Annotated in this window: 20 protein-coding genes, 1 other RNA gene and 1 pseudogene; 11 read left to right on the top strand and 11 right to left on the bottom strand. The window is 71.5% G+C overall.

The window, feature by feature from the left end; genetic code table 11:
* Positions 1-92: 92 nt before the first annotated feature.
* The 4 genes from ACGF2Y_RS05610 (at position 93) to ACGF2Y_RS05595 (ending at position 4,227) form a co-directional block, all read left to right on the top strand.
* Positions 93-1,136 (top strand): ABC transporter substrate-binding protein, encoded by a 1,044-nt coding sequence (locus ACGF2Y_RS05610; RefSeq protein ID WP_392943412.1) that lies wholly within the window; start codon positions 93-95, stop codon positions 1,134-1,136.
* A gap of 144 nt (positions 1,137-1,280) precedes the next feature.
* Entirely contained in the window at positions 1,281-2,117 is an 837-nt protein-coding gene (locus ACGF2Y_RS05605; RefSeq protein ID WP_392943411.1) for a Nif3-like dinuclear metal center hexameric protein, read from the top strand.
* Entirely contained in the window at positions 2,114-2,857 is a 744-nt protein-coding gene (locus ACGF2Y_RS05600; RefSeq protein WP_392943677.1) for a zinc ribbon domain-containing protein, read from the top strand. Before ACGF2Y_RS05605 ends, ACGF2Y_RS05600 begins: the two co-directional genes overlap by 4 nt.
* Positions 2,857-4,227: a bifunctional RNase H/acid phosphatase gene (locus ACGF2Y_RS05595; RefSeq protein WP_392943410.1), complete on the top strand. Its 1,371-nt coding sequence runs from the start codon at positions 2,857-2,859 to the stop codon at positions 4,225-4,227. Before ACGF2Y_RS05600 ends, ACGF2Y_RS05595 begins: the two co-directional genes overlap by 1 nt.
* 14 nt (positions 4,228-4,241) lie before the next feature.
* Here ACGF2Y_RS05595 and eda read toward each other — a convergent pair whose 3' ends face one another.
* Positions 4,242-4,913: a bifunctional 4-hydroxy-2-oxoglutarate aldolase/2-dehydro-3-deoxy-phosphogluconate aldolase gene (eda, locus tag ACGF2Y_RS05590; RefSeq protein ID WP_392943409.1), complete on the bottom strand. Its 672-nt coding sequence runs from the start codon at positions 4,911-4,913 to the stop codon at positions 4,242-4,244.
* A gap of 80 nt (positions 4,914-4,993) precedes the next feature.
* Positions 4,994-5,794, bottom strand: coding sequence for a peroxide stress protein YaaA (gene yaaA / locus ACGF2Y_RS05585; RefSeq protein ID WP_392943408.1), 801 nt, complete (start codon positions 5,792-5,794; stop codon positions 4,994-4,996).
* Positions 5,795-6,064: 270 nt separating this feature from the next.
* Here yaaA and ACGF2Y_RS05580 point away from each other — a divergent pair, with 270 nt between their 5' ends.
* Positions 6,065-7,486: an RNB domain-containing ribonuclease gene (locus ACGF2Y_RS05580; RefSeq protein ID WP_392943675.1), complete on the top strand. Its 1,422-nt coding sequence runs from the start codon at positions 6,065-6,067 to the stop codon at positions 7,484-7,486.
* On the opposite strand, the gene ACGF2Y_RS05575 is transcribed toward ACGF2Y_RS05580, so the two are convergent.
* Both ACGF2Y_RS05575 and ACGF2Y_RS05570 read right to left on the bottom strand, forming a co-directional pair.
* Positions 7,437-8,333, bottom strand: a complete 897-nt coding sequence (locus ACGF2Y_RS05575) for a hypothetical protein (RefSeq protein WP_392943407.1) — start codon at positions 8,331-8,333, stop codon at positions 7,437-7,439. The genes ACGF2Y_RS05580 and ACGF2Y_RS05575 overlap by 50 nt on opposite strands.
* On the bottom strand, positions 8,330-9,076 hold the full coding sequence (locus ACGF2Y_RS05570) for a MerR family transcriptional regulator (protein WP_392943406.1): 747 nt from the start codon (positions 9,074-9,076) through the stop codon (positions 8,330-8,332). Before ACGF2Y_RS05570 ends, ACGF2Y_RS05575 begins: the two co-directional genes overlap by 4 nt.
* A 189-nt stretch (positions 9,077-9,265) precedes the next feature.
* On the opposite strand from ACGF2Y_RS05570, the gene ACGF2Y_RS05565 reads away from it, so the two are divergent.
* Both ACGF2Y_RS05565 and rnpB read left to right on the top strand, forming a co-directional pair.
* Complete coding sequence (locus tag ACGF2Y_RS05565) at positions 9,266-9,835, top strand: Uma2 family endonuclease (RefSeq protein WP_392943673.1); 570 nt, start codon at positions 9,266-9,268, stop codon at positions 9,833-9,835.
* Between the two features lie 57 nt (positions 9,836-9,892).
* Positions 9,893-10,301: RNase P RNA component class A (gene rnpB, locus ACGF2Y_RS05560), an RNA gene on the top strand.
* A gap of 77 nt (positions 10,302-10,378) precedes the next feature.
* On the opposite strand, the gene ACGF2Y_RS05555 is transcribed toward rnpB, so the two are convergent.
* The 3 genes from ACGF2Y_RS05555 to ACGF2Y_RS05545 all read right to left on the bottom strand — a co-directional run bounded on the left by ACGF2Y_RS05555 (position 10,379) and on the right by ACGF2Y_RS05545 (position 14,144).
* On the bottom strand, positions 10,379-11,641 hold the full coding sequence (locus tag ACGF2Y_RS05555) for a type II toxin-antitoxin system HipA family toxin (RefSeq protein WP_392943405.1): 1,263 nt from the start codon (positions 11,639-11,641) through the stop codon (positions 10,379-10,381).
* A gap of 30 nt (positions 11,642-11,671) precedes the next feature.
* Positions 11,672-13,405 (bottom strand): DUF262 domain-containing protein, encoded by a 1,734-nt coding sequence (locus ACGF2Y_RS05550; RefSeq protein ID WP_392943404.1) that lies wholly within the window; start codon positions 13,403-13,405, stop codon positions 11,672-11,674.
* Positions 13,406-13,751: 346 nt separating this feature from the next.
* A complete protein-coding gene (locus ACGF2Y_RS05545) occupies positions 13,752-14,144 on the bottom strand; it encodes a hypothetical protein (protein WP_392943403.1) in 393 nt (130 codons plus the stop codon).
* 255 nt (positions 14,145-14,399) lie between these two features.
* On the opposite strand from ACGF2Y_RS05545, the pseudogene ACGF2Y_RS05540 reads away from it, so the two are divergent.
* Positions 14,400-14,890: pseudogene (locus ACGF2Y_RS05540) on the top strand (GNAT family N-acetyltransferase).
* A 16-nt stretch (positions 14,891-14,906) separates the two neighbouring features.
* On the opposite strand, the gene ACGF2Y_RS05535 reads toward ACGF2Y_RS05540, so the two are convergent.
* Positions 14,907-15,809, bottom strand: coding sequence for a glycosyltransferase family 2 protein (locus ACGF2Y_RS05535; RefSeq protein WP_392943402.1), 903 nt, complete (start codon positions 15,807-15,809; stop codon positions 14,907-14,909).
* Between the two features lie 234 nt (positions 15,810-16,043).
* Positions 16,044-17,435, bottom strand: coding sequence for an MFS transporter (locus ACGF2Y_RS05530; protein WP_392943671.1), 1,392 nt, complete (start codon positions 17,433-17,435; stop codon positions 16,044-16,046).
* A 170-nt stretch (positions 17,436-17,605) separates the two neighbouring features.
* Here ACGF2Y_RS05530 and ACGF2Y_RS05525 point away from each other — a divergent pair, with 170 nt between their 5' ends.
* Complete coding sequence (locus ACGF2Y_RS05525) at positions 17,606-18,232, top strand: TetR/AcrR family transcriptional regulator C-terminal ligand-binding domain-containing protein (RefSeq protein WP_392943401.1); 627 nt, start codon at positions 17,606-17,608, stop codon at positions 18,230-18,232.
* 67 nt (positions 18,233-18,299) lie between these two features.
* Positions 18,300-19,322, top strand: a complete 1,023-nt coding sequence (locus ACGF2Y_RS05520) for a hypothetical protein (RefSeq protein ID WP_392943400.1) — start codon at positions 18,300-18,302, stop codon at positions 19,320-19,322.
* 165 nt (positions 19,323-19,487) lie between these two features.
* Here the strand turns inward: ACGF2Y_RS05520 and ACGF2Y_RS05515 are convergent, their stop codons facing one another.
* Together ACGF2Y_RS05515 and ACGF2Y_RS05510 are read right to left on the bottom strand one after the other, a co-directional pair.
* Positions 19,488-20,342, bottom strand: coding sequence for a PhzF family phenazine biosynthesis protein (locus ACGF2Y_RS05515; RefSeq protein WP_392943399.1), 855 nt, complete (start codon positions 20,340-20,342; stop codon positions 19,488-19,490).
* Between the two features lie 177 nt (positions 20,343-20,519).
* Entirely contained in the window at positions 20,520-21,347 is an 828-nt protein-coding gene (locus ACGF2Y_RS05510) for an SDR family oxidoreductase (protein ID WP_392943398.1), read from the bottom strand.
* A 144-nt stretch (positions 21,348-21,491) separates the two neighbouring features.
* Between ACGF2Y_RS05510 and ACGF2Y_RS05505 the strand changes: the two genes are divergently transcribed.
* Positions 21,492-23,159, top strand: coding sequence for an alkaline phosphatase D family protein (locus tag ACGF2Y_RS05505; protein ID WP_392943669.1), 1,668 nt, complete (start codon positions 21,492-21,494; stop codon positions 23,157-23,159).
* The last annotated feature ends 19 nt before the right edge of the window (positions 23,160-23,178 follow it).

The raw sequence follows: 23,178 nt of genomic DNA, 5'->3' as shown, positions 1-23,178 counted from the left end.
TGTGCTGTCGAAGGCGACCGTGTCTATGGTTAGGCAGCCCTAACCAAGAACCCGTGCCCCCGAGCACGTACGCGGATCAACTGGAGCAAGTGATGTCCCTTCGGCCCCGCGGTACCGCCGCAGTCGCCCTGGCCGTGGCGGCCGCTCTCTCCCTGTCGGCCTGCGGGGGCGGTGACGGTGGGGACACGGACGCGGCGAAGTCCGACGCGGGCGGCGGGAAGAAGGCCGCCGTCGCCACGGGGGGCAAGGACTTCGCGGACGCGGCGAAGAAGACGGCGGGGTACGGCACCGACGCCGGGGCCGGCGAGTTCCCCCGTACGGTCACCCACGCCATGGGCAGGACCGAGATCAAGGCCGCGCCCAAGCGCGTGGTCGTACTGGACGTCGGCGAGTTCGACAACGTGGTCTCGCTGGGCCTGAAGCCGGTCGGCTACGCCCCCAGCGAGGGCGACGCGGCCATCCCCTCGTACCTGAAGAAGGACGCGGGCGAGCCGAAGAGCGTCGGCACGATCAACAGCCTCAACCTCGAAGCCATCGCGGGCCTCCAGCCGGACCTGATCCTCGGCAGTCAGCTCCGCGCCGCGGACAAGTACGACGAGCTGTCCAAGATCGCCCCCACCGTGTTCTCCATCCGTCCGGGCTTCACCTGGAAGGAGAACTACCTCCTCAACGCCCAGGCGCTGGACCGTACGAAGCAGGCCGAGTCGGCGCTCGCCGCGTACGAGGAGAAGGCGGTCGGGCTCGGCGAGGACATCGGTCCCGACAAGCCGACCGTGTCGATGGTCCGCTACCTGCCCGACCGTCTCCGGCTCTACGCCAAGGCCTCGTTCATCGGCACGATCCTTGAGGACGTCGGCCTGCCGCGCCCCAAGAACCAGCAGATCGACGAACTCGCCGCCGAGATCAGCCCGGAGCGGATCGACGAGGCGGACGCCGACTGGATCTTCACCGGCGTCTACGGCGACGCGAAGGCCACCCAGCGGGACACCGCCCGGTCCAACCCGCTGTGGAAGAACCTGAAGGCCGTCAAGGAGGGCCGGGCCAAGGACGTCTCCGACGAGACCTGGTACCTGGGCCTCGGCGTCACCTCGGCCGGGCTGGTCCTCGACGACCTCCGCGCCGACCTGGTGAAGTAGCCGGAAGCGCGGGTGCACCGGCCGGACCTCCAGGAGCGGCGGCCGGACGTCCAGAAGTAACGATTCGTGCCGGGCCGTCGGTCCTGACGTACAGGTCCGGCGGCCAGGGGCGGCGGACCACGCCGGACAGGTAGCCTTTCTCCCGTGCCCCGTCTGTCTGAAGTCATCGCCGCCCTCGACGCCCTCTGGCCCCCCGAGCGGGCCGAGGGATGGGACGCGGTCGGGACGGTCTGCGGAGATCCGGACGCGGAGATCGACCGGGTGCTGTTCGCCGTCGATCCGGTCCATGAGATCGCCGACGAGGCCCTGGAGCTCGGCGCCCAGCTGATCGTCACCCACCACCCGCTCTATCTGCGCGGGACGACGACGGTCGCCGCCGACACCTTCAAGGGCCGGGTCGTCCACACCCTCATCAAGCACGACATCGCGCTCCACGTCGCGCACACCAACGCCGACACCGCCGACCCCGGTGTCTCCGACGCCCTGGCCGGCGCCCTCGACCTGCGGATCACCGGCCCCCTCGTGCCGGACCCCACCGACCCCGGGGGCCGGCGCGGACTCGGCCGGATCTGCGAGCTGGACCACCCCGAGACCCTGGCCGACTTCGCCGCCCGTGCCGCCGCCCGGCTCCCCGCCACCGCGCAGGGCATCCGGCTGGCCGGCGACCCGGATGCGCTCGTGCGCACCGTCGCCGTCAGCGGCGGCTCCGGCGACAGCCTCTTCGAGGCCGTGCGCGCCGCCGGAGTCGACGCCTTCCTCACTGCCGACCTGCGCCACCACCCGGCGTCCGAGGCCGTGCGGCACTCGCCGCTCGGCCTCGTCGACGCCGCGCACTGGGCCACCGAATGGCCCTGGTGCGAGCAGGCGGCCGCCCAGCTCGACGCGCTTTCCGACCGCCACGGATGGGACCTGCGGGTCCATGTCTCGAAGCAGGTCACCGACCCCTGGACCACCCACCATTCCTCTGGAGCCCCCAACTGAACGCCGCGCCCGCCGACCAGATCCGACTTCTCGACGTCCAGGCCCTCGACCTCCGTCTCGCACAGCTCTCCCACAAGCGCACCTCGCTGCCGGAGCACGCCGAGATCGAGCAGCTCAGCAGCGACCTCGCCCAGCTGCGTGACCTGCTGGTCGCCTCCACCACCGAGGAGAGCGACACCACCCGCGAGCAGACCAAGGCCGAGCAGGACGTCGACCAGGTGCGCCAGCGTGCCGTCCGCGACCAGGAGCGCCTGGACTCCGGCGCGGTCTCCTCGCCCAAGGACCTGGAGAGCCTCCAGCGCGAGATCGTCTCGCTCGCCAAGCGCCAGGGTGACCTGGAGGACGTCGTCCTGGAGATCATGGAGCGCCGCGAGGGCGCCCAGGAGCGGGTCGCCGAGCTGACCGAGCGGGTCGCCGCCGTCCAGACCAAGGTCGACGACGCCACCGCCCGCCGTGACGCCGCGACCGCCGAGCTGGACGCCGAGGCCGCCACGGTGACCAAGGACCGCCAGATCGTCGCCGAGGTCATCCCCGCCGACCTGATGAAGCTGTACGACAAGCTCCGCGCCCAGCAGGGCGGGGTCGGCGCCGCCCGCCTCTACCAGCGCCGCTGCGAGGGCTGCCGGCTGGAGCTGAACATGGCCGAGGTGGGCGATGTGCGGGCCGCGTCCCCCGACACGGTCCTGCGCTGCGAGAACTGCCACCGGATCCTGGTCCGCACCTCGGAGTCGGGCCTGTAATGAGCGTCGCCCGCCAGCTGGTGGTCGAGGCCGACGGCGGATCCCGGGGCAACCCGGGGCCCGCCGGTTACGGCGCGGTCGTCATCGACCCGGCCACCGGCGAGCCTCTCGCCGAGGCCGCCGAGTACATCGGGGTCGCGACGAACAACGTCGCCGAGTACCGGGGCCTGATCGCCGGTCTGACGGCCGCGAAGGCGTTGTTCCCGGACGTGGGGGACGCGTTGCGGGTCCACGTCCGGATGGACTCCAAGCTGGTCGTCGAGCAGATGTCGGGGCGCTGGAAGATCAAGCACCCCGACATGAAGCCGCTGGCGGCCCGCGCCGCCGCGGTCCTGCCGCCGTCCTGTGTGACGTACGAGTGGATCCCGCGCGCGCAGAACAAGCACGCGGACCGGCTCGCCAACGAGGCGATGGACGCGGGCCGCGACGGCAGGCAGTGGGAGGCGTCCGCCTCCACGGCCGCGCTCGACGCCCCGGCACGCGTGGCGAGCACCCCGCCGCCGGTCCAGGGCCCGCCCGGCGACCAGGCCGCAGGCGCCGCCAGGGCCCGTGCGGCTCTGGCGGCCGCCCGCGGCGCGGCCACCCCGGCGGCCGACACGCTCTTTCCGGTACCGGAGGCGGCCGCGCCGGACGCCACCGCCCCGGCCGCCGTGCCGGCGTCCGCCGGAGCCCCGCAGGCCGGCTGGGGTTCGGCCCCCGACCTGGGCGCGCCCGCCACGCTCATCCTGCTCCGGCACGGCGAGACCGCCCTCACGCCCGAGAAGCGGTTCTCCGGCAGCGGCGGTACCGACCCCGAGCTCTCCGCCACCGGCCGCGCCCAGGCCGAGCGGGCCGCCGGGCACTTCGCCGCCCTGGGCGCCGTCCAGGAGATCGTCAGCTCCCCGCTGCGCCGCTGCCGTGAGACCGCCGCGGCCGTCGCCGCCCGCCTCGGCCTGGACGTCCGGATCGACGAGGGCCTGCGCGAGACGGACTTCGGCGCGTGGGAGGGCCTGACCTTCGGCGAGGTGCGGGAGCGGTACGCCGACGACCTCACCGCCTGGCTGGCCTCCCCGGACACCGCCCCGACCGGCGGCGGCGAGAGCTTCGCTGAGGTCGCCGAGCGGGTCGCGGCCACCCGGGACCGGATCGTCGCCCGGTACGCGGGCCGCACGGTCCTGCTCGTCACCCATGTGACCCCGATCAAGACGCTCGTCCGGCTTGCCCTGGGGGCCCCGCCGGAGGCGCTGTTCAGGATGGAGCTGTCGGCGGCCTCGATCTCCACGGTCGCCTATTACGGGGACGGCAACGCCTCCGTACGCCTGCTCAACGACACCTCCCACCTGCGCCAGCGGGGCGGGAACAGGAGCCCGACGACCCGGTCCACGGCCTGACCGGGTCGGCACGGCTACCCGGCGAGCGCCGCCGCCCCGGCCGCCAGGCGGGCCACCCGGTCCCAGTCCTTCGCTGCCACCGCGTCGCCCGGGACCATCCAGCTGCCGCCCACGCAGCCGACGTTGGGCAGGGCGAGGTACGACGGCGCGGAGGCGAGCGTGATGCCGCCGGTCGGGCAGAACCGGGCCTGGGGGAGCGGAGCGGACAGGGCCTTGAGATAGGCCGTGCCGCCCGCCGCCTCGGCCGGGAAGAACTTCATCTCCCGCACCCCGCGCTCCAGCAGGGCCACCACCTCGGAGGTGGTCGACACGCCGGGCAGGAACGGTACGCCGGACGCCTTCATCGCCTCCAGCAGCGCGTCGGTCCACCCCGGGCTGACCAGGAACCGGGCCCCGGCGTCGACGGTGTCCCGTACGTGCCGCGGCGAGATCACCGTGCCCGCGCCGACCACCGCGCCCGGGACTTCCGCGGCCATGGCCCGGATCGACTCCAGCGCGGCGGGCGTCCGCAGCGTCACCTCGATCGCCGGGAGCCCGCCCGCCACCAGGGCCCGCGCCAGCGGCACCGCGTCGGCCGCGTCGTGCAGGACGACGACGGGGACGACGGGCGCGAGATCCAGCACGGAGGCGCCGGACGGGGCGGACGGCACGGTGGACGGCGTGGCGGACGGCACGGAGGAGGTCATGGGGCCATCCTGCGCGCGCAAGGCGACATCTGCAACGAGCGTTGCGCGATGTGCAACGCCTTCACTCCGGGCGAGGCCGGTCAGTGAATCTCGGTCACCACCACGTCCAGCGACCACGGCCGCCCGTCCCGCGCCGGCGCCTCGGCCTCCACCACGTACCCGAGGTCCCGCAACACCTCCACCAACTGCGCCGGGCCCTTCGGCCGCGCACCCGCCAGCAGCAGATCGCGCACCAGCCGGCCCTTGGTCGCCTTGTTGAAGTGGCTCACCACGGACCGCTTCTCCACCCCGCCCACCAGCTGGGAATGCAGCACCCGCACGCTCGCCGTGCGCGAGGCCACCTCACCCTTCGGCTTCCACGCCGCCGCGTACGCCGAGGACCGCAGGTCCAGGACGAGCCCGTTCCCGGCGGCCTCGGGCAGCACGGTCTCCATCGGGGTACGCCAGTACGCGCCGAGCGCGCCGAGACCGGGCAGTTTCACCCCCATCGAGCAGCGGTACGGCGGGATCCGGTCGCCGATGCGGACCGCGCCCCACAGCCCCGAGAAGACCAGCAGCGACGTGGCCGCCCGCCGCCGCGCGGCCGTCTCCAGCGAGGCCAGGTCGAGGGCGTCGTACAGCACGCCGGTGTACAGCTCCCCGGCCGGACGGGCTCCGGCGGTGCGCAGCTCGGTGTTCTTGCCGACCTCGCCCCGCAGCCCCACGCTCAGCCCCAGCACCTCACGGGCCTTCTCCTCGTCCGCCTGGCACAGCTCGACCAGCTCGTCCAGCACCGCCGCACGGGCCGGGGCGAGCCCCGGCAGCGACAACGACTCCGGCTTCAGGGACGCCCCGCGCCCCGAGGCGGCCTTTCCTTCGGAGGGCGGCAACAGCACGAGCACGGCGGTTCTCCTTCGTACGTACGGCGCAAGCGCGGACCCGGTCGGCGTGCGGGCTCTCCGGGTCCTCGGCAAGGGTACGGGGACGGGCCGGTGCTTCCCGTACGGCGAGGGGTTCGGATGCCGCTCGTCCCGGATGCCGCCCGCCCGGGTACGGCGACTGCCCTGGATGCCGCCCGCCCGGTACGGCGACCACCCCGGACGCCGCCCGTCCCGGATGCCGCCCGGCCCCTCCCGGCCTACGCTCGGTCCATGCCCCGCCGCCATCTGCGTATGACCGGTGCAGCCGACTGCTCGCTCGGGGCCGCCCTGCGGGCGCTGCGCGCCGGGCTCGACCTGCCCGGCGCCTTCCCGCCCGAGGCGCTCGCGGAGGCGGCGGAGGCGGCGCGCGCCCCGGACCTGGCGGACCACGAGGACGCCACGGACCTGCCGTTCCTCACCATCGACCCGCCCGCCTCCACGGACCTCGACCAGGCGATGTACCTGGAACGCCGCCCGCACGGCTTCCGCGTGCACTACGCCATCGCCGACGTCGCCGCGTATCTCCGGCCGGGCGGCGCGCTCGACGCCGAGGCGCACCGCCGGGCCACCACCCTCTACTTCCCCGACGACCGGATCCCCCTCCACCCCACCGTCCTCTCCGAGGGCGCCGCCAGCCTCCTCCCCGGCGAGACCCGCCCGGCCGTACTGTGGCGGATCGACCTGGACGGCGACGGGCGGGCCGTCGCCACCGGCGTACGCCGGGCCCTGGTCCGCAGCCGCGCGAAGCTCGACTACGCGGGCGTCCAGCGGCAGATCGACGCGGGCACCGCCGAAGAGCCCCTCGCCCTGCTCCGGGACATCGGACGGCTGCGCGAGGAACAGGAGCTGGCCCGGGGCGGTATCTCGCTCGACGTCCCCGAGCAGGAGATCGTCCAGCGGGACGGCTCCTACGGACTCGCCTACCGCGCCCCGCTCCCCGCCGAGGGCTGGAACGCCCAGGTCTCCCTGCTCACCGGCATGGCCGCCGCCCGCCTCATGGCCGGCACCGGCACCGGCATCCTGCGCACCCTGCCGATCGCCCCGGACGGAGCCGTCGCCCGGCTGCGGCACTCCGCCCACGCCCTGCGCGTCGACTGGCCGCACCACGTCCCGTACGCCGAGGTCGTCCGCTCCCTCGACCCGGAGAAGAGCAACCACGCGGCGTTCCTCCAGGAGTGCACCACCCTCCTGCGCGGCGCGGGCTACACCGCCTTCGACGACGGCGAACTCCCCGACCCCGCCGTGCACGCGGCGGTCGCCGACCTCTACACGCACTGCACCGCACCGCTGCGCCGCCTGGTCGACCGGTACACGTCCGAGCTCTGCCTCGCCGCGACCGCCGGGCAGGAGCCCCCCGCGTGGGTACAGGAGGCGCTCCCCGCCCTCCCGAAGGAGATGGCCGAGGGAACGCGCCGCGCCAACACCGTGGAGCGGGACTGCGTCGACCTGGTCGAGGCGGCGTTGCTGGAGGGCCGGGTGGGCGAGGTCTTCGACGCGTACGTCGTCGACGTCCAGGACCGTGATCCGGCCGTCGGCACGGTCCAGCTCCGGGACCCGGCGGTGATCGGCCGGATCGAGGGCGGCACGGCCCCGCTGCCGCTGGGGGAACGGCTGAGGGTCCGGCTCACGCGGGCAGGCCCGGGGACGGGTTCGGTGCTGTTCGCTCCGGCGTGAGCGAGGGCGTCACGAGAGCCGCGACGGCTGCCCGGGGATCGTCCGCGTTGAATCGGAGGGTACGGGCGCTCCCGCGACGGCCGAGCGGCCGCACGAACCCCACCGGCTCCGTCAGTTCCACGGTCACCGTCGTCTGGCTCCCCACCGCCAGATCGAGCGTCCCGTCCTCGTCCACCCGGACCGGCCCGCCGCCCGGGAAGCGCCGCTCGACCCGGGCGGTGGCGATGAGAGCGGCGGGCACCCGGAGGTCGAACAGGGCGCCGTAGCGCAGCCGCAGCGAACCGTCCGCCGCCACCAGATGCGGCCGCGTCACGCACGCCGCGTGCATCGCGAAGACCACGACCACGCCGTACACATCCACCACGAGCAGGATCGCGTGGACCAGCGGCCAGGGGATCACCAGGGCCAGCACCACCGTCTCCAGGACGCAGACGAAGGCGAAGGTGTACATCACCCCGGTCTGGGGCCCGGTGTACGGGACGGGCAGCGCGCCCTCCGGAATCCGGTGGCGGCGGCGCACGACCCACAGCCCGAGGCTGTGCAGGGCCCGGAACTCATGCGTCACGAGCCGCCGCACGGCCACCGGCACCAGAACGCCCACCGCCGACCGCAGGGCCTCCCGCCGTCCGGTCCCGGCCCGTCGTCGGGCCGCGTACAGCCGCCACAGCACCGAGGCGTCCAGGACGAGCACGGCCACCACCAGGGCCTCGGCCGCCGGCAGGACCGCAGTGGGTATCCGCACCCCGGCCACCACACAGAAGGCCAGCACCAGTTCGGCGGGCAGCACCGACCACGCGGCGGCCCGCGCCACCCGCAGCCCCGCCGTCCGCTCGGTCGCTGCCGTCACGGAGTCGTCCCCCGTACCCGCTCGGCCAGCGCCTCCATCACCCGGCGGACCACCTCACGCTGCGCGGGCGGGTAGTCGTCGAGCAGCACCCGCCCGACTCCCGTCGCCGACGGCTCTCCCTCGGGGATCACCGCCAGGACCTCGTCCGGTACGGCGGCCGTCAGCTCGGCCGCCAGCGGCACGATGCGCGGGTCGTCCATCCCGGCCCCGGCCAGCTCGTCGAGCCGCTCGTACAGCGCGAGTACGCCCGGGTCCTCGGCCAGCGGCCGCAGCGCCGCGAACACCCCGGCCCCGGCCCCGCCGCCCGCCGCGTCCAGCAGTGCCAGATGCTCGCGGTCCTTCGCGGCGGCCGGGGACGAGGTGGCGGGCGCGTGCTCCAGGAGCGCGGCCAGGGCGGGGGAGAGCGGCCCGTCCGAGGAGAGCGGAGCCGCCAGCAGCGCGGCCAGGACCTGCCGCCGCTCATGGATCTCCCGCTCCTGCCGCGCCAGATCGGCGTCCAGCTCCCCGAGCACCTCGGCCGGCTCCCGCCCCGCGTCGTCGGCGAGCACGTCCCGCACCTTGTCCAGGGAGAGCCCGATCTCCGTCAGCCGCCGGATGCGGGCCAGCAGCACGGCATCGCGGACGGTGTACGCGCGATAGCCGTTGGCCTGCCGGGCGGGCTCGGGCAGGAGACCGATGTGGTGGTAGTGCCGGACGGCCCGGGAAGTGACTCCCACGAGCGCGGCGATCTCTCCGATACGCATGCGACCAGTAGAAACGTTGACGCTGCGGCAAGGTCAAGCGACAGCCCCGCTGGCCCCGCCACCGCTGCTTCCGCCCCCTCCCCGCAGTCCTGTGCCACGATCGGGGGAAGGACTCCCATCTCACGGACGGCTGGTCTTCCGATGCCCCAGTCTGGCGAGCGACCGAGGAAGGAGCGTGACATGACTGCCATGGCGCACGAGCCGCTCACACAGGCAGAAGTCCTTCTGGAGGGCTTCCTGGCCCTGGACACGCCGGAAGGCTTCCGGGCGGAACTGATCGAGGGGGAGATCGTTGTGGCGCCGCCGCCGGACGGGGATCACGAGGACTACATCAACGTGGTCCTGAAGCAGGTGCTGAGGAAGTCCCGCACCGACATGGACTACTCCGGGAACAAGGGCCTGAAGCTGAGAAGTGGGGGCGCCTGCCCGAAGAACCACGCGATCCCCGACGGCACGTTCGCGCCCACGGGGCTCCGCCTCTTCCGCGGCGCCGAATCCTGGATGCCCTGTGAAGGCGTTGCCCTGGTGGTGGAGGTGACCTCCACCAAGCCGCAGGCCGACCGTGAGGCCAAGCGCCGCTGCTATGCCCGAGGCGGCATCCCGCTCTACCTGCTCATCGACCGGGACGAGAGCTCGGTGACGCTGTTCAGCGACCCGGAGAACGACGACTACCGCCAGCTCCTCACGATCCCGTACGGCAAGCCGCTCCCGCTGCCCGAGCCCTTCGCGTTCGATCTGGAGACCGGGGACTTCGGCTGAGGGACACCGGCAGGGCTTTCTGTCTGTACGGCCCGGTAGGATGGCGATCACGGCAGACGAGTCGTGCGGACGGCCGCGTGAGGATCCTCGGATCCTCCCGAGGAACGTCCGGGCTCCACAGGGCAGGGTGGTGGCTAACGGCCACCCGGGGTGACCCGCGGGACAGTGCCACAGAAAACAGACCGCCCGGGACTTCGGTCGCGGGTAAGGGTGAAACGGTGGTGTAAGAGACCACCAGCGCCTGAGGTGACTCAGGCGGCTAGGTAAACCCCACCCGGAGCAAGGTCAAGATGGGGTCGTGCCGGAAACGGGACGGCCCTGCGTGAACGTCCGAGGGCTGCTCGCCCGAGTTCACGGGTAGACCGCACGAGGCCGGCAGCAATGCCGGCCCTAGATGGATGGCCGTCTCCCCGGCCGCCGCGAGGCGACCGGGAGACAGAACCCGGCGTACAGCACGACTCGTCTGCCGCTTCCTGCAGCAACACTCTTGAGGAGTAGCTGGAGGGTGTTGCTATCTCATTTGGTCGATGAGCCCGATTGGCCTCATCGTGCTTTGAGTAGACGCCCTGTAGTTTTCGAGATCCAGGTGCCCACTGCCTGACGAAGTGGTGGATTGTTCGCGAGTGTTCCATCGTGAGCGGGCCAGTGCTCGTCGACTGCCCGCACCACCTGCTCCGCCACGGCTGCCAAATGAGCGTCAGAGGTGCCGAACTTTCGCTCCAGCGTGGCTTCAAGCCGTTCGAAGTGGGAGAGCGTCACCATGCTGAATCGCTTACTGCCACCGAACTTCATGCCCAGGTCCTCCGGCTCGTCGCCTGGGACATAGGGCACCGTGGATACCAGGTCATAAACGGGAGACAGTGAAGGTGTGCGTCCGTCGCGGTAGATCAGGGACCAGTTCTTGAGATGCGCGTCGCCGTTTCCGACAGCAACGGAGAATGCAATCCGTCGCGCAGCTTCGCGGAGAGAGGTTACGTCTTGACCTCGATATGAGATTGCTGCCACGGTTTCAAAAGTGGACAGGTATTTATCCTGCGGGTACTTGTCTCGAACTTGCGCGAAATCCTCGATGTGAATCCGGGACCGGCTTCCATCCGTAGTCCGATCGAAGCGCCGCACGGCATAGGCCCATTCCTCGGAATTCGGCCACATGCGGTCGGGTAGCCCTTCAAGCTGGTCGCGATGAAGGAGGCGTACATCGGGAACGTTGATTCCAGCTGACTTGGCGAGAGACATGATCGAAAATTCGTTGCGTGGTACGTCTGAGTGTCTGTAGTCGGGAAACTTGACCAGCCAGTCACCCAGTTCGCCGGCAGCAGGGACTGACAAGCGGTCGCCGTTACCCAGCATAGAGAACTTCAGTGCCACCCCCGCCAAAGAGAATCGCCAAGGAGAGGTGCTCGCATCCCCATTCTTCGATGAATCGCGATGATTAGAGTGCTCCTGCCACTCCCATCTGTCTTCCGGGCCCGCTGTCCGAAGTACTTGCACGGCTCCTGGAAGGTCATGTCCTACCTGCGCGAGGAGTTCCATCTCCCGATCGAGGGAGACGCCTCTGTCGTCGGCGATCCATTCGCGCAGTGGGCCCTCGGGCAAAAGGTTGGAAAACCACTTTGGCAGTCGTAGCGCTGATGCGTACGGCGCCCTGAGGTTTTCCTCGAAGCGTAGGCCGAGGACGGAACGTTGCGGATCCTCCAGGTAGTGATCATTCAACACGAAGCGCGTGTAATCACCCTTCTGGCACAGCGTTCCAACGCGCTGTCCGTGAAGCAGGACCGCGTAGTAAGTCTCGGGAAGTGTACTCATCGTGGAATTCCGTTCGCTCGCGGCGAAGGTTCAGTAACCCTCGGGGGCTGCGGGTAGGCCACCCTCTTCGAGCTCGTTGAACTCGTCGTCCAGGTCCAGTGCGTCGAGCGAGGGAGTGTCCTCGTAGTCCCACTCGGCCATGCGACCGATGAAATCACTCAACTGCTCGCGGATGCGTTCCTGCCGTTTGGTCAGAAACGCGTCGCGGTGCTCGTCCGCCAACGCGACAGTGTTCCGGTCAAGATGGTGTGAGGCCAGTACGGCTTCCCAGGTCCGGTCATCGATCTCCAAGGGTTGCACTGCGAGAGCTCCCGGAATCTCGGATACAGGGTCCGTCTCAGTGGGCAGGAAGAGCCGATTCGCGGGTGACAGTCTTGACCGTGGGTCCTTGAGACGGGGGTAGATCAGCGGGGCGGCATTCGCCGCGGTCCTGTCCTGCTTCAGCAGAGTGTCGAGGCTCTGCGCATCCAGGACCTCCCCCGTCGTGAGCGAACGGGGACGGAGGGACCACCAGGCGCTTAGGATGATTTTAGTGTTCGCTTCGTTGGTTCGGAAGCGGTCAGCGCTGGGCAGTACCGGGTTGGCGTCGGAGATGGTGGCCAGCATGGCGTGCAGCGAGCCCTCCTCGTCTCCCGGCTTGATCTTCCCGCCAAGCGTGCGGCTGAACTGTGTGAAGCTCCCTCGAAACACCATCGGGCCGACGAGCGAGAGCCTCCAATACAGTCTCCGTAGCAATCGGACGCTGTTGGGTTTCGGGTTTGGGAAATGAGCAAAGAACCGGGTGAGCGTTACGAGTAGGGCTCTGTAAGGCAGTAGGGAGATATGGGGTACCCCAGCCTCTCCGATCAGGAAGTTGACTGCCCGAACCACTGCTTCCTCCCCCTGGGAAAATGCGGTGGGCTCGTCCTCGTCAGGGAATTCCGACTGCGTACGACGGCCTTCCAGGGAGAATTCCACACGGATGTCCCGCATCGGGTCAGGTCCGCGTCGTGCAAGGACTGACGCGAGTACTGTGCCGATGTCGATGCTGCCGAAGCTGGTTCGAGCCCCGACATTGTCCGAGATCTTGGCCAGCGTGAGGCGCTCATCGGCACCTTTCTCCTCACCCGAGTATAGTGCGGAGAAGATCTCGCCGCGGTTCAGCTTGCGACCGAAGTTATTCATGCGGTCGAAGATGTCAGTCAGGACTGCCCTGTCGTCCTGACGTACGAGGTATGCGGGGACCTTGTACTGCCGTAGAGCTGTGGCGACACGCTCGGCTTCGTCGAAATGCTCGGAAGCAGTCAGCCCATCTGTCCGGAACCAAGTGAGTAGCTTCTTCAAGTCGAACAGGATAGGCAAGGCGATGTGGTGCGGCTCTCGAGACGGAGGGCTCTCGAGGAACTCCTTCGCAGCCAGGTCGTAATAAACATTGAAGGGCTTATAGGGGTGGCCGTCGGGGCTGAGTGCATTGGCCAGACTGGTCAAACGCTGCTGACCGTCCACGACCCACAGGGATTCGTCATGGGCGGGTGCCGTCAGCTGGAGCTTCCCCAGCATAAAATTTTCCGGCTGCTGCTTTCGCACCCACAGCAGGAGGTTGCCAATGGGATAACCCTTGACGATGCTGTCGAAAAGGCGCAGTACATCCTGACTCTGCCATCGGAAGTCACGCTGAAAATGAGGCACGCGGATACGTCCACCCCACGCGAGCGGGATCAGGTCTCCGAGCTCGTAAGTGGTGGCAGTGGGTTGTGCCTCGAGTCCCCCGGGGCTGGTAGTCATGTTGCCTCCAAGGAGTGCGGACCGGCTCCGGCTAGAGCGAAGTGAGGTGCGGCGATCATCTCATGGCTCGAGTCGGTCGATCGATCGGTTTTCGGACGGTGTTGCTGCGAGGGTCCGTTAGTATGAAATGTTTCATATTGCCTAGGAAACCGTCTTTGGAGTGGGTGAACCTACACCCCGCGACCGCCCGCCGACTGCTGGAACGACTTGACTGCGAGGCCCTGGACTGGGCCATCGGTGCCCTCGCTCGGCGTAGAGGCCGACTCGTTCTGCCGGCGAGCGGCAGGGGCCTCGGACCAGGCACCACCTGGTCCGAGGCCCCTTCGCGCGCCGTTTCCGTGCAGGGTCACCGATCCCGGCCGGGCGGCTCGATCGGCCAGCGGTCCGTCAGCTCCTCCGCGTACACCTGCGAGAGCGGCTGCGGGCCCACGTACTGCTGGCAGGTGCACTGTCCGGCCTCGTAGCGCAGTGGCTTCTTGTTCTCGTCCCAGGCGGTCGGCACCTCGACCTGCTCATGGCACCGGCCCTGCTTGTCGTGCTTGGCGAGATGGTGGGTGCAGCCGCACATCGGCTCCGGCGGCTTGTGCGCGGCCTCGATCGCGAGCTGCCCCTGCGTCTTCGCCTTCAGCAGTTCCAGCTTCCGCTTGTGCCGCTTGCGCAGGGCCTTGCGGGCGGTGTCCTGGGTCCAGGCGAAGCCCCCGACCCAGAAAAAGATGAGAATCCACCAGAACCAGCTCATCGCGACTTTCTCCCCCTGTGTTTCCCGGCGTGTCCCCGGCCCTCTCGCCGCACCGGTATTTCACCTGCGCGCCGATCCCTTCGCATGGTCTGCTGCCCTCGGCCATTGTTCCCCACCCGTACGTGCGGGGACGTACCGGCCCTGAGATGTGGAGTGATGCGGGTGGCGGACAACAGGCACGTGAGCGGACGTACGGCCTCGGACGCGGTACGGGTCGCGGTAGGGGATGCGGCCCCGGATGTGGCACCGGACGAGGTGCGGGACGCAGCGCCGGCCGCGGTACCGGCCGCGGTGGGGATACGCCTGGCGACGGCCCGGGACGCGGAGGCGGTCACCGGCCTCTTCCTGGCCTCCCGGGCCGCCGCCATGCCGTATCTGCCCCGGGTCCACAGCGACGAGGACACCCTCGCGTGGATCACCCATGTCGTGCTTCCCACCAGCACCGCGGTCTGGGTGGCCGAGGAGGCCGGGGAGGGCGGGGAACTGCTCGGGTTCGCCGTGCTCGCGGGGGACGACGAGCTCGATCATCTCTACCTGCGGCCCGACGTACTGCGGCGCGGGATCGGCAGCCGGCTGCTGGCGGAGGTGCGCGGTGCGGCGAAGGGGCCCTGAACCTGTACGTGTTCCAGCGCAACGCCGCCGCCCGCGCCTTCTACGAGCGGCACGGGTTCACCGCCGTCGCGTTCGACGACGGCACCCGCAACGAGGAGAACGAGCCGGACGTGCTCTACCGCTGGGCCCCCTGAGGCAGTCGGAGGCGGGTCAGATGACCGGGGGGCGGCCCAGCCGGGTCATCTGCCACACCGTGGACCAGCGCATCGGGCGGCGCTCGCCGCACGGCGTGCGGACGCCCTCCGCGAAGCCGCCCGCCCAGGCGCGCAGCCCCTTCGCGTCGCGGGTGCGGGCCAGGGTGAGCAGGGTCCAGGTGCCGAGGTAGGCGGGGACCAGGGGGAGGGGCAGGTTGCGGCGGGCGAGCCAGACGCGGTTCCGGGCCGTCATCCGGTAGTAGACCGCGTGCCGGGCCGGGGACGTCTTCGGGTGCTGGAGCAGCAGCTCGGGTTCGTACAGCACCTTCCAGCCCGCGTCGAGCGCGCGCCAGGCGAGGTCGGTCTCCTCGTGGGTGAAGAAGAACTCCGCGGGCCACGGGCCGGTCTGCTCCAGCATGTTCATGGAGAACGCGTGGCCGCCGCCGAGGAAGGCGGTGACCGCGCCGCCGCGCATCGGGTCGCCGGCGCGCAGACGCGGCACGTGGCGGCGCTGGGTCTCGCCGTGTTCGTCGGCGATCCGGAAGCCGACGATGCCGAGCCGGTCGTCGGCCGCGAAGTGGTCCCGTACCCGGCGGAAGACGTCCTTGTCGACCAGCAGCCCGTCGTCGTCCAGCTCGATCACCACGTCCACGTCGCCGATCTCGGCGAGCCTGCGCAGACCGGCGTTCCGGCCGCCCGGACAGCCGAGGTTCTCCGGCAGCTCGATGGTGGTCACCCCGCCGTCGAGGTCCTCCAGGCCGGGGAACGCGGTGAAGTCCGGGAGTGCCGTGCCGTTCCCGATGATCACGAGCCGGGTGGGCCGGACGTCCTGCATGGCGACCGACGCCAGCAGCGCCTCGACCGCCTGCGGGCGGTCCCCCATGGTCACGATGGATACGCCGATGCGTGGTGCGGACAAGATCGGTACTCCTGGGGCTCGGCTGCCGGTCGGCCGCCGGTCGGCCGCGGTGCCCGCGATCGTAACGCCTCGCTGTTCAGTTCATGGCCGCCGCCCGGTCATCTGCGGGCCCGACGGTGTTCAGCAACGCGTACACGGCCATGTCCCCCCGCCGGCCGCCCACCTGCTGCCGGGCGGCGCGGGGGCCGGGCGGCGCGGGGGCCGGGGCTCAGGGCCGGGCCGGTCCCGCCCGGCTCACCCCTCCGCCGCTGCCGTCCGTTCCCGTTCCGCCAGGAAGTACCCGGCGAGCAGGGCGCCGGCCAGGACCAGGGCGGAGTTCACGAGGATGGCGGTGGAGACGCCGGACAGTACCGACTCCGGCCCCGTCACGGCCCCCGTCCGGGCGGTGACGACCGCGCTCATCACCGGGATGCCGAGGGCGATGCCGACCTGCTGGGTCATCGTCGCCAGCCCGGTGGCCCGCCCCTGCTCCTCGTCGGGCAGGCCCGAGGTGGCCGTGACCATGAAGCCGACGATCATCAGCATGTTGCCCGCACCGCCGACGAAGGTGGCCGTCAGCAGGAGCCAGATCCAGGAACCGGACGTGCCGAGCGCCACGAGGGAGAGCGTGGCGACGGCCTGGACGGCCCCGCCCAGCACGATGGCGCGCCGGCTGCCGAACCGGCCCACCGCCCGCCCGCCGAGCAGCCCGCCGACGACCGTGCCGATGCCCAGCACGCCGAACGCGAGGCCGGTGGCCAGTGCGGAGTAGCCGAGGACCTCCTGGAGGTACAGGGTGAGCAGGAACACCAGCGAGGTCTCGGTGACGAAGGCGATCAGCCCGGCGGCATTGCCCCAGACGACACTCCGCCGCTTCAGGATGTGCATCGGGACGAGCGGGGCGGCGGCCCGCTGCTCGATGCGGACGAACGCGGTGAGCAGGACGGCGCCGGCGGCCAGGGAGGCCAGCGTGGTGGGGGCGGTCCAGCCGGTCTCGCCGGCCTGCGTGAGTCCGAGGACGAGCAGCAGCAGCCCGCCGGTGACGGTGACCGCGCCGGGCACGTCCAGCCGGGGCCGCCGCGCCGGCCGGGAATCGGTGATCACCGACGGGGCCAGGATCACGACCAGGGCCGCGACCGGTACGTTGATGAAGAAGGCCCAGCGCCAGGAGAGCAGGTCCGTCAGGAGGCCGCCGAGGATCGCTCCGGCGGTGAAACCGGCCGACATCAGGGCCCCGTTGAGCCCCAGTGCCCGATCGCGCAGCGGCCCCTCCTCGAACGCGGTGGTCAGCAGCGCGAGTCCGGCTGGGGTGACGGCCGCGGTGGCCAGGCCCTGGAGCACACGGGCGACGAGGAGGACCTCGGGCGAGGTGGCGAGGCCGCCGAGCGCGGAGGAGAGGCCGAGGAGGACCATGCCGCCGATGAACAGGTTCTTGCGGCCGACGAGGTCGGCGACGCGTCCGAGGAGCAGCGTGAATCCGGCGGCGGCGAGCGCGAAGGACGTGGCGATCCACTGGAGGTGGGCGAGGGAGAAGCCGAGTCCTTCGCCGACGACGGGCAGGGCCACGTTCAGGATCGAGAAGTCCACCGCGATCATGAACTGGGAGCCGAGCAGCAGTGCCAGCACGAGCCTCTGGCGTCTCGTCATGCGGGGGCCGGCGGCGCGGGGGACGGCCGTCGTTCCGGTGGACGGGGGAGCGGTACGGGGCATGGCAAGGGCGCCTTCCTGAGCACGGAACGGCTTAATGGTTCTGTTGTTCCGTTAAGGTGGCGTCACCGTAACAGGGGGAGCGTTGTTAATGGAACTGGAGGCCCGTTATGACTTCTGAAGGTGCCGACGCCGACGGTGGGGAACCGGGCACCGTGCGCCCCGGCGGCCGCACCGCACGGGTGCGCGAGGCGGTGCTGCGTGCGACCGGGGACGCGCTGGTCGAGCACGGCTTCGACGGGCTCGACCTGGCCGGCGTCGCCCGGCGGGCCGAGGTCGGCAAGACGACCGTCTACCGGCGCTGGTCCGCTCCCGCCGGACTGGTGGCCGATCTGCTCTCGGACATGGCGGAGCAGTCGCTGCCGCGTACGGACACCGGATCGCTGGCCGGGGACCTCAGAGCCAACGCCCGCCTCGTGGTCCGCACGCTGACCGACCCCCGGCAGGGGCCCCTCTTCGTGTCCGTCATCGCCGCCGCCACCTGCGACCCCCGGACCGCCGATGCCCTGCACCGCTTCTACGCGGTGCGGATCGGGGAGTGGTCCGGCTGCGTCGAGGCGGCGGTCGAACGCGGCGAACTGCCCGCCGGCACGGACCCGGGCGAGGTGATCGCGGCGGTGTCGGCGCCCCTGTACTACCGGCTGCTGGCCAGTGGCGCGCCGCTGGACGAGGAAGCGGCCGACCGGGCCGCGGCCGCCGCGGCCGCCGCGGCGCGGGCCGGTGTGTTCGTACGGTGAGAGGTGTGGGAGCGCTTGACGGTGACCGGCTTCGTGTGGCCCGGGGCCAGGTCGATAAAGTGCCGGAATGATATTCGGTAAAGCCGGGTTCGGGGGTGCCGTCGCCGACTTCGAAGCCGCGGTGACGGCGCGGGACACCAAACGGACCGGTAAGGCGTTCATCCGGTTGCAGGAGACCTTCGGGCAGGCCAAAGAGCCGGAGCTGCTGGACGGCGGGCCGCGGCTCGCCGCCGTGCTGGAGCAGGTGCCGCCCGGCCCCCGTGCTGTCGTCGCCGTGCTCGTCGGGGCCTGCGTCGAGCGCGGTGCGGACGCCGAGCGCTGCGCCCCGGGGGTGCTGGCCGGGCTGCGGTGGGCCCTGGAACACGCTCTGGTGTTCTCCGACGCGTGGGCCTCGACCGGTGGCGGCGCGTTTCCCGCCCCGGACGGCGGCGAGCCGGGCCCGGAGCTCGTCGAGCGGGCCGGTCTCGAGGCGGCCGTCGGCTGGTGGACGCTTCCCCAGTGGGAGATGGCCGCCGTCGCGATGCTGAACCATCCCGGCGTGCGGCGGGCGGCCGGCCCGCTGGGCGAGGCGCTGCGGCTGCTCGGCGCGGTGGAGCGGGCCTCCGGCCTGGAGCTGAAGTCCCTCGCCTACGCCCTCCTGGTGCTGGACGACGAACCGCTCGTCGCCCTCCACCGGACGAGCGGCACCGGCTACCTCCTGCGGTTCTCCGGCATCGGGGACAACTTCCAGCTGCACACCCTGCTCGCCGACGCGCTCATAGGCGGCGGCCATGTGGAGGGCCGCGCGCCGTCGGCGCAGGAAGTGGCCGTCTGCCGGGAGACCCCCGGGCAGGTGGACACCGCGGGCTCCTTCGACCTGGTGGCCCCGGACGGCGAAGTGATCTGGAACGAGGGCACACCGGCCGACATTCCCGTCGTCGACGGTGTCCGGCTGCTGGTCCTGGACGAGCCGTCCTGCCGGCGGTCCTGGCCCGCGGGCCGCTTCTTTCCCGGCATGCGCGGCGACGTCCTGCTGGAGCGTGCCCTCGATCCGGAGGAGACGGAACGCTGGTACGCCCACGTCTCCCCGGCCAAGGACGCCACCGGCTGAACCTAGGCCCTTCCCGTACGTCGGCGGCTGAACCCCGGCCCTTCCCCGTACGCCAGCGGCTGAACCCCGGCCCTCCCCGTACGCCGGCGGATCCTGGCGGTCCCCAGTCGCCCCCGGCGGTCCCCAGCCGACGCCGGGCTGCCTTCAGCCGACGCCGGGCGGTCCTCAGCCGATCCGGGCGCCCGTTCCGCTGACCCGGACCCGGGCGTCGCCCGCGCGCAGTTCGACGGTGAGGGTGCCGGGGCGGCCCATGTCCGCCCCCTGCCGCAGGGTCAGCACGGCCGCCTCCGGTACGAGCCCCAGCTCCCGTGCGTACGCGCCGAAGGCCGCCGCCGCCGCGCCCGTCGCCGGGTCCTCGACGACCCCGCCCACCGGGAACGGGTCGCGGACGTGGAAGAGCTCAGGCCCCTCGCGCCACACCAGTTGCAGGGTGGTCAGGTCCAGCCGGTGCATCAGCGCTTCGAGCCGGGCGAAGTCGTAGTCCAGGTCCGCCAGCCGCTCCCGGGTGGCGGCGGCCAGCACCAGGTGCCGGGCACCCGCGTAGGCGATCCGGGGCGGCAGGGCCGGGTCGAGATCGGCGGCCGCCCAGTCCAGGGCCGCCAGCGCCTCCGCCAGGTCGGCCGCGGCGGTCTCCTCGACCTTCGGTGCCACGCTGGTCAGGGTGGCGCGGAGTTCGCCGCCCTCCCGTACGACGGTGACCGGCACCTGGCCCGCGAGTGTGGCGAACTCCAGCTCGCCCGGCCCGTCGCGCTCCGCCAGGGCGAGCGCCGTGGCGACCGTGGCGTGGCCGCAGAAGGGCACCTCGGCCTTCGGGCTGAAGTAGCGGATCGTGTACGCGCCTTCGCCGGTCCGCTCCGTCAGGAACGCCGACTCGCTGTAGCCCAGCTCCGCCGCGATGGCGAGCATCCGCTCCTCGTCCAGCCCGGCGGCGTCCAGGACGACTCCGGCGGGGTTGCCGCCCTCGGGGTCGGCGGAGAAGGCGGTGTAGCGCAGGACTTCGGGCCTCTGATCAGGTGTCATGCAGCAGTCAACCGTGCCGCCGCTCCCGTCATTCCCCGCCCCCACCGGGGCCCCGGCAGCATCAGGCTGCTGCTGCGGCCCGGACTGCGGCAGCCCCTCCCGCGTGCGGTGGGCCGACCGGAGACCGAAGAGGTGGTCGCGCGTGGTGCCAAGCCCCGTCCGATGCCGCGCGGTGTGTCAGCCCCGTCCGACGTACGGCATGTTCGTCGCCAGGACCGTGGCGAACTGGACGTTCGCCTCCAGCGGCAGTTCCGCCATGTGCAGCACCGTCCGCGCCACATCGGCCGCCGCCATCACCGGCTCCACCGCCAGCTCCCCGTTGGCCTGGAGGATGCCGGTCCGCATCCGCTCGGTCATCTCCGTCGCCGCGTTGCCGATGTCGATCTGCCCGCAGGCGATCCGGTAGGGGCGGCCGTCCAGCGACAGTGACTTCGTCAGCCCGGTGATCGCGTGCTTGGTCGCGGTGTACGCGATCGAGTGCGGGCGCGGCGCGTGGGCGGAGACCGAGCCGTTGTTGATGATCCGGCCGCCCTGCGGGTCCTGCTCCTTCATCAGCCGGTACGCCGCCTGCCCGCACAGGAACGCGCCCGTCAGGTTCACGTCCACGACCGCCCGCCAGTCCTCGGCGGCCAGGTCCTCCAGAGGTACGCCGCCGGGGCCGAACGTGCCCGCGTTGTTGAACAGCAGGTCCAGCCGTCCGAACCGCTCCCGTACGGCCGAGAAGAGCGCGCCGACCTCGTCGGCGTCGGTCACGTCCGTGGTGACGCACAGCGCCTCGGTGTCCCCGGCGGCGGCCGCCGTCTCCGCGAGCGGCTCGGCCCGCCGGCCCGCGAGCGCGAGCGACCAGCCCGCGCTCGCGAGGGCGAGCGCGACGGCCCGCCCGATCCCCGATCCCGCACCCGTGACGACAGCGACCTTCCGGCCGGTCTGCCGGGTCTGCCCGGTGTCCTGGGCCTGCCCGGTCTGCTGGGTCTGCTGCGTCTCCTGGGTCTGCTCAGTGTTCATGGCCCGGCAGCGTACGGGACGGACCGGTGCACGGGGCACGCGGTGCTCATCGATCCGCCATGCGGATGTTGTGCACGCGACAACGGTGCGTCGTCACGGGCGGCTGCCATGAAGACCGACAGTATCCGGGCCGAGGAGGGGCATATGACACCCGCACGGACCATCATGACGCCCGATCAGAGCACCCGAGCCGCCGAACTCCGCACCGCCGCACGGTTACTCGAGCCGGGGGTGGGGCGCAGGCGCTTCCTGACCGCCACCGGAGCCGCCGCCGCGCTCGCCTTCGCGGTGAACCTGCCCGCAGCCGGCACGGCGAGCGCCGCCGAACTCGACTCCCGCCGGATCGCCGAGGACCCCTTCACCCTCGGCGTCGCCTCCGGCGACCCGCACCCGACGTCCGTCCTGATCTGGACCCGGCTCGCCCCCCGCCCCTACGAGCCGGGCGGCGGACTGCCGCGCGGCCGGGTCGCGGTGCGCTGGGAGGTGGCCCGCGACGAGCGCTTCCGTCGTATCGAGCGGCGCGGACGGGTCACCGCCCACCCCGAGTTCGCCCACAGCGTCCGCGCCGAGGTCCAGGGCCTCGACTCCGGCCGGGTCTACTACTACCGCTTCCGCGCCGGCAGCTGGACCAGCCCGGCCGGCCGCACCCGCACCGCCCCCGCCGCCGGGGCCCGCAACGCCTCCCTGACCCTGGCCGCCGTCTCCTGCCAGGCGTACCACCACGGGTACTTCACCGCCCACCGCCACCTCGCCGCCGAGGACGTCGACGTCGTGTTCCACCTCGGCGACTACCTCTACGAGTACGCCGTCAACGCCACCGGCGGCGCGCGCGACCACACCGACCGCCGGCTCCCCGAGCACTACAACCGCGAGACGGTCACCCTGGAGGACTACCGGCTGCGCTACGCCCTCTACAAGTCCGACCCGGACCTGCGCGCCGCCCATGCCGCCCACCCCTTCGTCGTCACCTGGGACGACCACGAGACCGAGAACAACTACGCGGGCGGCATCCCCGAGAACGACGTCACCCCCGAGGAGTTCCTGCTGCGCCGGGCCGCCGCGTACCGCGCGTACTGGGAGAACCAGCCGCTGCGCACCCCGCAGCGCCCCACCGGACCCGACATGCGGCTCTACCGCCGCCTGAAGTTCGGGCGGCTCGCCCGGTTCGACATCCTCGACACCCGCCAGTACCGCAGCGACCAGGCGTACGGCGACGGCTGGCGCACCCCGGGACCCGAGTCCGAGGACCCCGCGCGCACCATGACCGGGGCCGCCCAGGAACGCTGGCTGATCGACGGCTGGCGCGCGTCGGACGCCACCTGGAACGTCGTCCCGCAGCAGGTCACCTTCGCCCAGCGGCGCAACGTGCCCACCGACGCCTACAAGCTCTCCATGGACTCCTGGGACGGCTACCCCGCCTCCCGGCAGCGGGTGCTGGACGGGGCCGGGGCCGCCGGGGTGGACAACCTGATGGTCCTCACCGGCGACGTCCACGTCTCCTACGCCTTCGACCTGAAGAAGGACTTCGACGACCCCGCCTCGCGCACCCTCGGCACGGAGATCGTCACCACCTCCATCAGCAGCGGCAAGGACGGCGCGGACCGGCCCGCCAACTGGGAGAACCTGACCCGCGCCAACCCGCACCTGAAGCACTACAACGGGCGGCGCGGCTACACGCTCGTCACCCTCGGTACGAAGGAGGCCCGCGTCGACTTCCGTACGGTGGCGGCCGTCACGACCCCCGGAGCGCCGCTCGCCACCGCCGCCTCCTTCGTCACCGAGGCGGGGAACCCGGGGCTCACACCCGCGTAGAGCCGCACGCCCGCGTCAG

The sequence above is a fragment of the Streptomyces sp. NPDC048142 genome, assembly GCF_043202835.1.
Classification (GTDB): Bacteria; Actinomycetota; Actinomycetes; order Streptomycetales; family Streptomycetaceae; genus Streptomyces.
The sequence above is the reverse complement of the archived record's forward strand: the minus strand, read 5'-3'. Positions and strand labels throughout refer to the sequence as shown.